Annotated in this window: 11 protein-coding genes and 1 pseudogene; 7 read left to right on the top strand and 5 right to left on the bottom strand. The window is 53.1% G+C overall.

Annotated features, from left to right (window positions below; translation table 11 throughout):
* Positions 1–74 precede the first annotated feature (74 nt).
* Both CUC53_RS02450 and maiA read left to right on the top strand, forming a co-directional pair.
* A pseudogene (locus CUC53_RS02450) lies at positions 75–794 on the top strand (fumarylacetoacetate hydrolase family protein); the annotation flags it as partial.
* A 75-nt stretch (positions 795–869) separates the two neighbouring features.
* Positions 870–1,505: a maleylacetoacetate isomerase gene (maiA, locus tag CUC53_RS02445; RefSeq protein WP_100292697.1), complete on the top strand. Its 636-nt coding sequence runs from the start codon at positions 870–872 to the stop codon at positions 1,503–1,505.
* 74 nt (positions 1,506–1,579) lie between these two features.
* Here the strand turns inward: maiA and CUC53_RS02440 are convergent, their stop codons facing one another.
* Positions 1,580–2,671, bottom strand: a complete 1,092-nt coding sequence (locus tag CUC53_RS02440) for a M14 family metallopeptidase (RefSeq protein WP_201796702.1) — start codon at positions 2,669–2,671, stop codon at positions 1,580–1,582.
* A 400-nt stretch (positions 2,672–3,071) separates the two neighbouring features.
* On the opposite strand from CUC53_RS02440, the gene CUC53_RS02435 reads away from it, so the two are divergent.
* Both CUC53_RS02435 and CUC53_RS02430 read left to right on the top strand, forming a co-directional pair.
* Positions 3,072–4,667 carry a BCCT family transporter gene (locus tag CUC53_RS02435; RefSeq protein ID WP_100292695.1) on the top strand — a complete coding sequence of 532 codons (1,596 nt, stop codon included), beginning with the start codon at positions 3,072–3,074 and terminating at the stop codon, positions 4,665–4,667.
* 14 nt (positions 4,668–4,681) lie between these two features.
* Positions 4,682–5,704, top strand: a complete 1,023-nt coding sequence (locus CUC53_RS02430; RefSeq protein WP_100292694.1) for an aldo/keto reductase — start codon at positions 4,682–4,684, stop codon at positions 5,702–5,704.
* A gap of 91 nt (positions 5,705–5,795) precedes the next feature.
* On the opposite strand, the gene CUC53_RS02425 is transcribed toward CUC53_RS02430, so the two are convergent.
* Both CUC53_RS02425 and mepA read right to left on the bottom strand, forming a co-directional pair.
* The gene (locus CUC53_RS02425) at positions 5,796–6,689 is read right to left on the bottom strand and encodes a LysR family transcriptional regulator (RefSeq protein WP_100292693.1); all 894 of its coding nucleotides are present in this window, start codon (positions 6,687–6,689) and stop codon (positions 5,796–5,798) included.
* 300 nt (positions 6,690–6,989) lie between these two features.
* Positions 6,990–7,730 (bottom strand): penicillin-insensitive murein endopeptidase, encoded by a 741-nt coding sequence (gene mepA / locus CUC53_RS02420; protein WP_167386663.1) that lies wholly within the window; start codon positions 7,728–7,730, stop codon positions 6,990–6,992.
* Positions 7,731–7,955: 225 nt separating this feature from the next.
* On the opposite strand from mepA, the gene CUC53_RS02415 reads away from it, so the two are divergent.
* Together CUC53_RS02415 and CUC53_RS02410 are read left to right on the top strand one after the other, a co-directional pair.
* Entirely contained in the window at positions 7,956–8,498 is a 543-nt protein-coding gene (locus CUC53_RS02415; protein WP_100292691.1) for a hypothetical protein, read from the top strand.
* Positions 8,499–8,713: 215 nt separating this feature from the next.
* On the top strand, positions 8,714–8,995 hold the full coding sequence (locus CUC53_RS02410; RefSeq protein ID WP_167386662.1) for an RNA recognition motif domain-containing protein: 282 nt from the start codon (positions 8,714–8,716) through the stop codon (positions 8,993–8,995).
* A gap of 70 nt (positions 8,996–9,065) precedes the next feature.
* On the opposite strand, the gene CUC53_RS02405 is transcribed toward CUC53_RS02410, so the two are convergent.
* Positions 9,066–9,965: an aldo/keto reductase gene (locus CUC53_RS02405; RefSeq protein ID WP_100292689.1), complete on the bottom strand. Its 900-nt coding sequence runs from the start codon at positions 9,963–9,965 to the stop codon at positions 9,066–9,068.
* Between the two features lie 259 nt (positions 9,966–10,224).
* On the opposite strand from CUC53_RS02405, the gene ltaE reads away from it, so the two are divergent.
* Entirely contained in the window at positions 10,225–11,256 is a 1,032-nt protein-coding gene (ltaE, locus tag CUC53_RS02400) for a low-specificity L-threonine aldolase (protein WP_100292688.1), read from the top strand.
* A 297-nt stretch (positions 11,257–11,553) separates the two neighbouring features.
* On the opposite strand, the gene CUC53_RS02395 is transcribed toward ltaE, so the two are convergent.
* On the bottom strand, positions 11,554–12,453 hold the full coding sequence (locus tag CUC53_RS02395; RefSeq protein WP_100292687.1) for a LysR family transcriptional regulator: 900 nt from the start codon (positions 12,451–12,453) through the stop codon (positions 11,554–11,556).
* Positions 12,454–12,487 lie beyond the last annotated feature (34 nt).

Raw genomic sequence — 12,487 nt, 5'->3', positions numbered from 1 at the left:
GCATCTCGGCGCCGCGCGCCTTGCGCACCAACTCCACATGGTTGACGTAGGCGCTGCCATCGGCCCACTGGTAGGCGCGCGGCGCCGAGATGCCGGAGAGCTTCTGGCACGATCCGCTGATGTATCAGGGGGGCTCCGACAGTTTTCTCGCCCCCCGAGCCCCCATCGTGATGGGCTCGGAGGAGTGGGGTATCGATTTTGAATCGGAAATCGCCATCATCACCGATGACGTGCCGATGGGGGTGAGCCCGCAGGGGGCCGTTAGCCACGTCAAGCTGCTGATGCTGGTCAACGACGTAAGCTTGCGCAACCTCATTCCGGGGGAGCTCGCCAAGGGCTTTGGCTTCTTTCAGTCCAAGCCGTCCAGCGCCTTCTCGCCGGTGGCCATCACCCCCGACGAGCTCGGCGATGACTGGCACGATGGCAAGGTGCATCTGCCTCTGCGTACCCATCTGAACGGCACCCTGTTTGGCGCACCGGACGCCGGGGTGGACATGACCTTCAACTTCTTCGAGCTGATTGCCCATGCCGCCAAGACCAGACCGCTCGGAGCAGGCTGCATCATCGGTTCGGGCACCGTCTCCAACTACGATCGCCGTGTTGGATCATCCTGCCTTGCCGAGCGGCGGATGCTGGAAATTATCGAGTCTGGTCAAGCTGCTACACCCTATCTTCACTTTGGTGATAGAGTGTCCATCGCGATGCAGGATCGTAACGGAATGAGTCTGTTTGGTACCATTGAGCAGCACGTTATGCCGGATACGGGGCAGCAGGTGCCAGCGGTTGTCGACTAGCCCGATCACAAGAGAGCTGGCGGCGCCCCCTGTGGTCGCGGACGCAAGATCACGCAAGATAAAGAGGGACACATTATGTTGCAGTTGTTTGGCTATTGGCGCTCATCTGCCAGCTTTCGAGTACGGATCGTGTTGCAGCTCAAAGGACTCGATTATGAGCAGCACCCCGTCGATTTACGGCAAGGGGAGCAGCGCGAAAAGGCCTATCGCCGCATTAATCCGCAAGGGCTGGTGCCGTTTTTGATCGATGGTGATGTGCACATTGGTCAGTCGGTTGCGATCATGGAGTACCTCGATGAGACCTATCCTGCTTACTCCTTGATGCCCTCGGCACCGGAAGGGCGAGCGCAGGTGCGCCAGATCGTCAACATGATTGGCTGCGACACCCATCCGCTTAATAATTTGCGGGTACTGCATTATCTGGAAGAACACTTCAGGGCCAGTCACGATCAGCAGGTGAGCTGGTATCGTCACTGGATTGACGAGACCTTTACGGCGCTTGAGCAGCTGTTAATGACTACCGCCGGTGTCTACTGTGTGGGCAACGAGGTGACCTTGGCTGACTGTATGCTGGTGCCTCAGGTCTACAACGCGCGTCGCTATGAGATGTCATTAGAAGATTACCCAACGATCAACCGTATCGTGGCTAACTGCGAGCAGCTGCAAGCTTTCATCAGTGCAGCCCCAGCCCTGCAGCCCGGCGCGGCGTGATCGTCGCGGCGTAATCAGGCATAACGCGGTGTAGCGTTAAGGCGGCCCGAGTGGCCGCCTTGTGCTATCAGCAATCAGCAGCCGTTTTGACAACTTTGCGCAGGATTTTGGCCCAAGATCCGCACGAGCATGGCGCGGTGCTCACGGATCACATCCGTGCTCACGGCCAGCACCTTGCCATCGCGGTCAGCGGTGTATGTGGCTATCACATCGCCAAACGCATTGCGCTGCAGCGCAACCTGTTGACCCTGTTTTACCTCATCGCCAATCTTGACCAAGATCTCTGCAAAGCCGCCAGTGGTGGCTCTGACCGAGCTCATTTCGTTGCCGATATAGGTCTGTTCGGTCTTGGCGTTGGCCCCTATTTTTCCGTCGATAACTTGGTAATGGGTGAGCACATTCAAGGCACCTTGCAGACCTCGGTCGATCATGTCTTGCTGATAAATACGTGGCGCGCCCACTTCGACCGTGATGGCAGGGATGCCGTGCTCGACGAAAGTGGTTTCCATCGAGCCTGGCTCGCCGGGATCTTTCTTGATTTGGTCAGCCGGGAATAGCTCGGCAAGGGTTTTAACCTCGTCGTTACGGTAGTCCGCATAGATAAAGAGGGGGTAGGCGGTGCCACTGGTCTGGGTATGGTAATCGAGTGCCAACTCGACGTTCCCCTTGTACACCTTATTCCACATCAGCCAAGCCTGGCGCTCTGGGGGGTTGCCCTGCTCTTTCCCCGGATGAACGCGGTTATAGTCGACCAGCTCGGTGCCATCGTTGGCGATGGCCCAAGTGCGGGCGATCCGTTCTATACCGGAACGATTGGGGCCAATCACCGCCACCACACTGCCTTTCATCTTGGCCGGTTCAAGCTGTGCCATGGCTTGTTGGACGATCCGCACGCCATTCATCTCATCCCCATGAACGCCGGCTTGTAGCAGCACTTTTTTACCTGGTTTTGCCCCTTTTGCCACCATCAGCGGCACATACCAGTGTTGTCCTGTTGCAGTCTCAACGCCTTCAAACATAAAGCGGTGTTGGCCGGTGGGAAGATCAGCCACATCCAGCGCGGAAATCACTGGCATGCCTTGCACTTTATCCCCAGTGTACTCAGTGGCAGCCTGAGCCGTGGTGCCAAACATCGCCAATCCAACTGCAAACGCAATATAACGCATTATTATCTCCATTAATTCAATACTGCTAAGGGTCACTCATTAAATAGGGAGTTAAACCGCTAGACATCATACCGTTATTGCTTATGAAGACACGGCAGAAAATAAACGGATCATCCTGTTTAAATGAAAAAAAATGAGATCTGGGTCTCACTGTGATCTATTTTGTGCGCGATCATTATTATTTTTATTATCATCAAACAGTTTTAATGTCGAACTGTGATAAAGATCTCGGTTGCGTGGTCTCATGTATTATTTAGCTAGTTTCAATTGGGTTTTATATAAGGGTGTGGAGACTCGTTATCCTATTTCTCATTCCTTCATGAGAAATAATCATTCGCCTTGACGAGCAAATGTTGCAAAAGTGTCAACATTGTTAACCGTTGGTCAAGGATAGATGTTGATGAACAAACTCAGGTTGCTTACCTTTTACCCGGCATTTATCTGTATGCTGGTCACTGTTTATTTTACGGTACTCGATAAGACCTTTTTTATTGAAACAACGTCCGCTATCAATGACGTTATTATCAATGATATGTCTTGGTTATTTTCACTGACCGCAGTGCTCGCAGTATTGCTAGTCGGCTATGCGTTTTTCTCTCCTATTAGCCGAGTCAAAATTGGTGGTAACGACGCCGAACGTATTTATACGCCATTCAAGTGGTTCGCGGTGTCATTAACGACCGTGATTGCGATGGGTATTTTGTTCTGGTCAGTCGCAGAGCCAATTGTGCACTACTATAACCCACCAGAATATCTTGGGATCACGCCGCACTCCGCAGAAGCAGTCCGTTTTTCCATGTCGACCATTTTTGTGCACTGGACGATCACGCCTTACTGCATCTATACCGTCTCAAGCTTGGTGTTTGCCTTGGCATTACATAACTTGAAGATGAAGTTCTCGATTGGTTCAATGCTACGTCCCTTTGTTGGCCGTTTTATTGATGGCCCAATAGGAGACTTAGTCGATGGCTTGGCACTCTTTGCGGTCGTAATGGGCATGTCTGCTACCCTCACCTCAGGTCTATTAGTGATCAGTGAAGGATTAAAAAGTCACCTTGGTTTACCAGTCTCTCCGCTGTCGTATGCGTTGATTGCGGTGGTGATCATGGGCACGGCCTTATTATCTGCATCGACAGGCCTGCATCGCGGAATTCAGATTTTGTCGCGGATTAATACCTGGTTCTATGTCGCAGCGATTTTATTTATTTTTACCTTAGGCCCCAGCAGCTACATTCTGTCACTCGGTGTAGAAACATTTGGGATATATCTGTCTGAATTTTTCCAGCGTAATATGGTGACGGGGGCCTCAGGTCATTCTCAGTGGCCGGGCTGGTGGACCATTGCGTTTTTTGCCAGCTGGTTTGCCTGGGCACCGTTAACGTCACTGTTCTTAGGTAAAATTGCCCGTGGTTATACAGTGCGACAGTTTATTATCGTTAACGTTATGTTGCCTTGTTTATTTGGCTTCATTTGGTTTAGCACATTTAGCGGTACATCCATTTATTTAGATGACCTGTTAGATGGCGCCCTTTATCGTGCTTATCAAGAGACCGGTTTTGCCTCTGTTATTTATGTACTGTTTGACCAATTTCCGTTGTCATCCTTGATTAGTGTGCTGTTTATTTTAGTTTGCGTGATCAGTTTTATTACTGCCGCCGATTCAAATACTGATGCTATTGGTAATTTATGTACCGAAACTGAACAAGGTAAGGCGATTAGTAGCTCGCCGTTATGGATTAAGGCTTTTTGGGGTAGTGCCATTGCATTCATTGCCTGGATTAGCGCCAGCTATATTGGGATCGATGCCGTTAAAATGTTATTTAACTTGGCCGGATTACCGGGCATGTTGATTGTCATTGGTGCCGGTATTTCATTAATTAAATTCTTCGGCATGGTAAAAATAGTCGATAACCAAGCGGTGTTAGAGCCTGATTACCAAGAAGAGCATCCGCCCCATCCTATTGTCGAAGACAGTCTATCAATCGTTTCAAAATAAGTGAGGATATCGCAATGGAATATGTACAACTTGGTCAATCTGGTCTGCGTGTCTCACGCTTGTGTCTGGGCACCATGAATATGGGCTCGAAAGCGTGGAAACCGTGGATTTTCGATGAAAAAGAGAGCGAGCCTATTATCGCTCATGCGTTGGATAATGGCGTTAACTTCATCGATTTGGCTGATTTTTATTCCACCGGGGCCGGTGAAGAGGTGGTGTGTAATGTATTAAACCGCATTGCGCAGCGCGATCGTTTAATCATTACCACCAAAGTCGGCTATGCCATGAATGATGATGTCAATGGTTATGGCCACTCACGCAAGCATATTATGGATTCCATCAATGCATCGCTAAAACGCATGAAGAGCGACTATGTCGATATCTATATGTTGCACTATTTCGATACCGCCACGCCGGTGGAAGAGACGATGCAAGCGCTCAACGATATCGTGCGATCAGGTAAAGCCCGCTATATCGGGGTGTCGACCATGAATACCTGGCAGTTGGCGAAAATATTGCAGGTGTGTGATCGCAATGGTTGGGTGAAGCCGATTAATATGCAGCTGCAATTAAATTGTGCGTACCGAGAGGAAGAGCGTGAAATGATCCCATTTTGTGTCGATCAAGGGATCGGAGTATCGGTATTTAGCCCGCTTGCCCGCGGTATTTTAACCAGCGATCTGCAATCGACCAGAAATAAGACCGACTTTTTTACCGCCCAAATGTATAACGATCAGGCCTCTTTCGAGATTGCTCAATCGGTCGCTAAAGTGGCACAAGTGCGCGGTTGTTTACCGGCGCAAATTGCCCAAGCATGGGTACTGGGGAAATCAGAAATCTCCTCGATGCTGGTGGGTGCAGATACCAAACAGCAGTTTGATAGTGCATTAGCCGCGCTTGAGACGAAATTAACCGCGGAAGAGGTGTATGAGCTGGAGCGTAATTATACTCCGTGTGATCTGATTAATGATTACACGGCGGGTAAGCGGATACCGCGGGAACCCAGACCTGCTCAAGGTATTTATTTAGAGCTGTAATTAGCCAAATAGTCGCGGCGTCAGCCCTCGTGATGATGAGGGCTGACGCTTGCTAATACTAAGAGTGAGAGAATAAAGTCGCGTTGCCAGTTCAGGCATGGGGGCTGGCGTGCAGTTGCAGCCATGCACAGAAATCTTCCACTTTGCTGGTGCCTAATTTTAACGGCGCAATTTTGAGTAAATAACCAAAGCGGCTAGGGACCGACGTTGGATCAAATTGTTGTAACTCCCCGTTTTTCAGCAGCAGATCAACCATATTGCGATCCACCACCGCGTATCCCCCTCCCGCTACTGCGGCATTAATCACCTGCTCTTGAGTGCTCATGGTTAAACTTTTATGCAGCCCCATGGGTAAGGGAATATTGGCCGCGTGCAGCCACTCATCCCAGCTGGGAAGTTGGCTCCCTTTGTGACGAATATGCAGCATTCGATGGCTGTTATTGGCAAGCGAGCCCTGGATCAAGCTGGCCGCATCCTTTAGCAGGGCCTGACTACAGACCGCAATATACTCCTCCATCAGGATCACGCCTTCGTGTTGGCCAGCTTGGGAGACTTCATCAAAGCAAATTTCGATATCGACACTGACCCCTTCTTCTCGTTCGGTGTAAATCTGCAGATCATATTGGCCATATTGCTGAGTAAAAAGATGAATGCGCGGACAAAGCCAGCGTGAGCAAAAAGTAGGGGGAGCCAAAATAGCTAGCCGCTGTCGCAGGTTGGGCATCCTGATCTGGCCTATTTCTCGTTCAATCTCAGAAAATGAGTGCTGAATCACAGCAAGCAATGCTTGACCTTGTGCCGTTAATGCCAGTTTGCCTTTAGCGCGGCTAAACAGGGTGATCCCCAGATAATCCTCGAGTTGACTGATCTGGCGGCTCACCGCTCCTTGGGTCACGTTCAAGACCTTTGCTGCGAGGGTAAAATTCAAACACTCGCCAGCCGCTTCAAATACTTTCAATGAGTTAAGGGACGGAAGTACTCTCATGGTGACACTCTTATTCGTTTGAGGTTGCAGCGCAGTGACATCGATGTTTGCGCCTGCCGAAGCCAAGCGACCTGATGCAGGCAGTAGGATTGACGCTGCGCATCGCTTATGGGGGAGTGGGGCCTGCGCTGTCTCTTTGAACTGCTGTACGGGGCTCAGTCTATTGCCCTGCTGCGGCCAGCCTGCCCGTCGGGTAGGCAGAGTAGACGAAAACGGGACGAGGTGACGTCAGAAATTTCTGTTTTTCACCCTGGCGGACACATTTTGATCACTTACCCGCTCAGATCGATGATCACGCCATCATGGCTGCTGGCAACGAGCGGGTAGGGTGGGCACTTTATTGATCCCCGATACGTTGGGCAGTTGGGGTTTGTCTTTGAGCCAAGCATCGAGCTCTTCACCACAGCCGTTGCCAGCAGGGATCTCGGCTTGTGGCTCACACTGTGGGCTACCGATTGGACAATGCAGACGCACATGAAAGTGGCTGAAATGGCCGACCCAAGGCCGTAATTTGGCCACCCAAGGCTCGGTGCTGGCTTGTTTGCACACCTGTGCTTTAAGAACGGGGTTGATAAAGATGCGGGCTACCTCGGGTTTGCTGGCCGCCAGGCGTAACAGCGTCAATTGCTGGGGGCCGAAACGGCCGGGGTGGACCTGATAGCGGCGCTCGTTGATCAATGGCCACTCGGCGGGGCTATCTTGCTCCCCTTTACCGATTGGGCGATTGGCCATGCGAAACCAGATGTCGGCATCAAGGCCGGTCTGGTGGCTACGATGGCCGGTAGTAAAAGGGCCGCCACGTGCCATGGCAAGGTCGGCAATATAGAGATCCGGCAGGCCCGCCATCCGTGTTTGGTTCGCCAATGTTTGCAGATAGCTGATCAATGTCGGATGGCCATAATAGCGCAGCCGTTTGGTGCGGATCACCTGATAGCCTGGGCCCGTCAGTGGCAGTGCCACCCCATTTTGGAGACAGCCTGCGGCATAGCCGCCTATCGCTTCGGCATTGAGCAACGTGGCCAGTAACAGGTTAGTGAGCATCATCAAGATCCTTATCTGGGGTGACTAACACGGTGACATAGTGACGTCGGCTTCGCCAAAACGAAACGGCGGGCAACGCTTTTGCCATAGTTTACCCCGTCGTGGTAGCGCCTCCCAGCGGGGATCCTATTGATGTTGAAGGGGAATAACAAAATGAAACGCCCTTGCCAGCTACCATAGGCCTGTTCACAATGCCCAAGTTGCTATCTCGACTGGGAATGATAAATGCAGATCACCACACTATTAACGACACCAAGGGTGCGGCTGTTAATGCCGCCCGCACGCCTTTATCGCACCACCATCGCCTTACTCTGGTTGGTGAGCTGGGGCGTCGTGCTGAGCGGGTTATGGTATGGCCGAGAGGCGATGGGGTTACTTCATTGGGTTGGGGTGCTATTTGGCGGCGTTGTCGGGATCATGGTGTCACTTCCCCGTAGCTGGCAGCCTTGGCGACTGGCAGAAATCGGCTGGGACCATGAGCACATTTATCTGCTTAATGGACATAAGGGATTGGCCTTCGCGCTACCTCGTACTCAGTTGATAGTGCTCGAGCTGGTGCGGCGAGTAGGCCATGATGGGCAATGGCTTGATTTCAGTCTGGATCTGCAATTGAGCGAAAGTGCATTGGCCGAGGTCGTGCAGCTGCTGGACCTCAAGCAGGAGGCGGTGCATCAGGTTGGCCCCTCCATCTATCGCTTCGGGTTTAAGCGGGCGTGGCATAGCCGCCAGACATTGGCCAGTGAGTTGTCAGATCTGCAATCAGTCTGAGTTGACTATTTTCTCGACAACCATGACTAAAGCTCAGATACTGCCATTGATTCGAATTGATCTTATCTGCACGGTTTATCCAAGTGATCAATGACTTGGGACTGGGCAGGAAGGGCCACGGCATGATGCCATGGCAGCTCTGGCATAGGGGTTGTGCCCTTACCGTTATGCTGGAAATTGCATAGAGAAGGCACCTTGAATCGAGAGTGGATGGCATGAAGATTTACGTAGGTAATCTGTCGTACCGGATGACGGCCGACGAACTGAAGACCCTGTTTAGTCAGTTTGGCCAGGTTGACAAGGCTGATATCATCATCGATCGTGATAGCGGTCAGTCAAAGGGGTTTGGCTTTATTGAAATGTCGGTCGGTGCGGAGGCTGAAAAGGCCATCGCAGGACTGCATGGCACTGAGGTGGGTGGGCGAGCCCTCACCGTCAATCAGGCTAAACCGAAGACAGATGCGCCGCGTGGTCGACCTCAGCAGCGCCATCGCTAAGGTGCTTGGCAATGAAAAACGGCATGGGTTTCCCCCATGCCGTTTTTGTTGCTGGAGGTTTTCGCGGTTATTAGGGAACGTCGTAACCGAGCGCGGCTTTACGAATGCGAAACCACTGCTGACGATTGAGGGTAATGGACTGTGCCGCAACGGTTGCCGCGATCCGCTCCCGCTTGCCGGACCCAATCAGTGGTAATGGCTGGCTTGGCAGCATCATCACCCAGGCATACACCACCTGCTCAATGGTCTGGGCTCCCACCTCATGGCGGATCTGTTCTAACTCGGCGCGCAGTGGCTCATAGGTGTCATCGCTGAACAGTCGGCCGCCGCCGAGGCAGGACCACGCCATCGGTTTGATACCGAGCTGTTGGCATTGATCCAAGGTGCCATCGAGCGTCCCCGCTTGATGCAGCGGCGAAATCTCCAACTGGTTGGTGACCAGCGGGAAGGGGAGGCGCGATTGCAGCAGCTCGAACTGGCGGGCGGTGAAGTTGGATACCCCCGCGTGCTTGATCTTGCCAGCCTGTTTTAGGCTGATAAACGCGTCAGCTACCTCGTCGGCATTCATCAATGGGTCGGGGCGGTGGATCAGTAGCAGGTCGAGATAGTCGGTGGACAAGTGTTGCAGCGACTGCTCGGCACTGGCGATGATGTGCGCCTTGCTGGTGTTGTAGTGATTAAGGGCATGTTCGGGTTTTGCGGTCAGGGCGATGCCGCATTTGCTGACGATCTCCAGTCGGTGACGTAAGGCGGGTTCAAGGCGCAGCGCTTGGCCGAACGCGGCTTCACACTGATAGCCACCATAAATGTCGGCATGATCGATGGTGGTGATCCCCAGATCCAGATGATATTTCGTCAGATCGAGCAGGGCCGCTGGGGCAAGCTGCCACTCCATCAGGCGCCAGTAACCCATGATGAGGCGGGAAAAATGGGGGCCTTGGGGATGTAAGGCGATACGAGCTACAGACATAGATAACTCCTGAGCTAATGAGCAAATATGATGAAAAGGGATGACGACGCATCTTCGCCTCATGCGGGCGCTAACGCAATCATCACTGTGGATGTGATGAGTCGCGTGTGTGGTAGGAGAGGTCTACCTGAGCGGCGGGCCGCCCCCCAAATTTGGTCGTCTTGGTGCATGGGTTATCTTGTTCTCCGTCTGATAGATTAACTCCTTGCCAAGCTTGTGCGGCGCCGCTAACGTCATCCTCCTGTTTTAGGAGGGATTTATGCGTTACATCGATTTACGAAGTGATACGGTGACCCAGCCTACGGATGCCATGCGTCAAGCCATGCTCCATGCCGAGGTGGGGGATGATGTGTATGGTGAAGATCCTAGCATCAACGCCTTAGAAGCATATGGCGCTCAGCTACTCGACAAAGAGGCGGGGCTGTTTGTGCCCTCGGGCACTATGGCTAATTTGCTCGCCATGATGAGTCATTGCCAGCGTGGTGACGGGGCCATATTGGGGGCCGCTGCCCATATCTATCGCTATGAGGCGCAGGGCAGTGCGGTGCTTGGATCGGTGGCGTTGCAGCCACTGGCCATGCAGCCTGATGGCACCTTGGCGTGGTCGGATATCGAGGCGGCATTGGCACCCAATGATGCGCATTTTGTGCAGACGCGGTTGATTTGTCTTGAAAATACCCACAATGGCAAGGTGCTGCCGCTCTCTTATTTGCAGCAGATGGGGCAGTTTGCGGCGGAGCGGGGGTTAGCGTTACACCTCGATGGGGCTCGCCTGTTCAATGCGGCGGTGGCGAGCCAAACCACGGCGGCTGTCATTGCCGCGCCTTTTAATACGGTATCTGTCTGTCTCTCCAAAGGATTGGGGGCCCCAGTCGGCTCGTTGTTGGTCGGGGATGTAGCGGTGATTGCGCGAGCGCGGCGGCTACGCAAAATGTTGGGTGGTGGGATGCGGCAAGCGGGGAGTTTGGCCCAAGCGGGGCTGTTTGCACTGCAGCAGCATGTGACCCGTTTAGCCGATGATCATCGCCGGGCCAAGCGTCTGGCGGAAGGGCTAGCCGTCCTGCCCGGTATCTCCCTCGATCTGGCACAGGTCCAGAGCAATATGGTGTTTTTACGTCTAAGCCAAGCAGAGCCTGCCCCATTACTTGCCTTTATGAAGGCGCGAGGCATTCTCTTTTCCGGTTATGGAGAGATGCGCTTGGTGACCCATCTTCAGATCAATGATGACGATATTGCAGAGGTGATAGAGGCGTTCACCGAGTACCTAGGGGCATCCTCGCGCAGTAGTTAAACGGCTGGCTAGCGCAAGCAAGGTGGGCGCGATGGCGCCACCTTGCTGGGTGGCGTTCACTAAGCGAGTGCCCGACCCACTGGTGGTATGCGTTATTCCCCCCTACCTACTCCACCATGCACCATTCAAGCTGATTACTCTACTGGCTGACTCAGTGCCTATCCCTGCGGGCGTCTTGGCGCTGCCAGGGTGGATTTGCATCGCGTACAGAAACGGCAACGTACGTGTAACACATGAGGATGGCGAGCACGCAGCGGGACCAACATGGTTAGCTAACTGGCCCAATGGGATAGGTTTTTACTCTCCCCACGGCTGCTGGCGGTAGTGCGCAGCGTATTGTTCGACAAACTCGGCAAACACCTTCACTCGCAGCGGTGCAAACTGAGGTTGACACCGCAGCATGTAAAAAGGACGGCAGGCGCTTTGCCACTGGGGCAACACGGGGTGTAACTGGCCATCTTGCAAAAAGGGGTGCACGTAATGGCGCGGTGCATTAATGATCCCCAGATGCCGTTTGGCTGCCCTGACGGCAGCATGAGTTTGACTCACCACGAGCCGGGCATGATGGGGGAGTAGGATCTGTTCATCGTCACAGTTCAGTTGCCACTGCTGATGGGGCCAGCAGTAAATCAGGTCATGTTGGGCCAGCTGAGCAGGGTGTTGGGGGATACCCCGCTTTTCCAGATAGAGCTCTGAGGCAAACAGCCCGTATTCGATATGACCCAAGCAGGTGGCGTTGGGGGTACGTTGGGGGAGTTCACCATTGAAGAACACCAAGTCACGATCGTTATCAAACAGATGTTGATGGTCGTTGGTTTGGCTGACGTCAAACTGAATCTGTGGATGCAGTAAGCCAAAATCAGCCACCATATCCATCAAGAGGGTATTGGAGAGGGTGATCGGCGCAGCTAGCCTGATGAGGCCGCTCAGATCCGCCTTTGCACCTTGCATGTCGCCCGTTGCCAGCTCCATGTCTGCCAGCGGTGGGGCGAGCCGCTCATAGTACCTAAGCCCCTCATCAGTGAGGCTCACTTTGCGCGTGGAGCGATGCAGTAACGGGCTACCTAAGTGCTCTTCTAACTGGGTGATACGGCGACTGATCGTGGCGGTGGGGATACCCAGCACGGCAGCGGCGTGAGAGAACCCCCCCTCTTGCACCACTTTGACAAACAGATAGAACTCTTCGATGTGTTTCATAGGCGTGTGCTGAGGAATAGGACGGATTACCTTA

It is taken from the genome of Aeromonas cavernicola, from assembly GCF_002795305.1.
GTDB lineage: Bacteria > Pseudomonadota > Gammaproteobacteria > Enterobacterales > Aeromonadaceae > Aeromonas > Aeromonas cavernicola.
The sequence above is the reverse complement of the archived record's forward strand: the minus strand, read 5'-3'. Positions and strand labels throughout refer to the sequence as shown.

Excerpts from the sequence above, each read along its gene's own strand:
- maiA (WP_100292697.1), top strand. The coding sequence starts at position 870 with ATGTTGCAGTTGTTTGGCTATTGGCGCTCATCTGCCAGCTTTCGAGTA.
- CUC53_RS02440 (WP_201796702.1), bottom strand. The coding sequence starts at position 2,671 with ATGCGTTATATTGCGTTTGCAGTTGGATTGGCGATGTTTGGCACCACG.
- CUC53_RS02435 (WP_100292695.1), top strand. The coding sequence starts at position 3,072 with ATGAACAAACTCAGGTTGCTTACCTTTTACCCGGCATTTATCTGTATG.
- CUC53_RS02430 (WP_100292694.1), top strand. The coding sequence starts at position 4,682 with ATGGAATATGTACAACTTGGTCAATCTGGTCTGCGTGTCTCACGCTTG.
- CUC53_RS02425 (WP_100292693.1), bottom strand. The coding sequence starts at position 6,689 with ATGAGAGTACTTCCGTCCCTTAACTCATTGAAAGTATTTGAAGCGGCT.
- mepA (WP_167386663.1), bottom strand. The coding sequence starts at position 7,730 with ATGCTCACTAACCTGTTACTGGCCACGTTGCTCAATGCCGAAGCGATA.
- CUC53_RS02415 (WP_100292691.1), top strand. The coding sequence starts at position 7,956 with ATGCAGATCACCACACTATTAACGACACCAAGGGTGCGGCTGTTAATG.
- CUC53_RS02410 (WP_167386662.1), top strand. The coding sequence starts at position 8,714 with ATGAAGATTTACGTAGGTAATCTGTCGTACCGGATGACGGCCGACGAA.
- CUC53_RS02405 (WP_100292689.1), bottom strand. The coding sequence starts at position 9,965 with ATGTCTGTAGCTCGTATCGCCTTACATCCCCAAGGCCCCCATTTTTCC.
- ltaE (WP_100292688.1), top strand. The coding sequence starts at position 10,225 with ATGCGTTACATCGATTTACGAAGTGATACGGTGACCCAGCCTACGGAT.
- CUC53_RS02395 (WP_100292687.1), bottom strand. The coding sequence starts at position 12,453 with ATGAAACACATCGAAGAGTTCTATCTGTTTGTCAAAGTGGTGCAAGAG.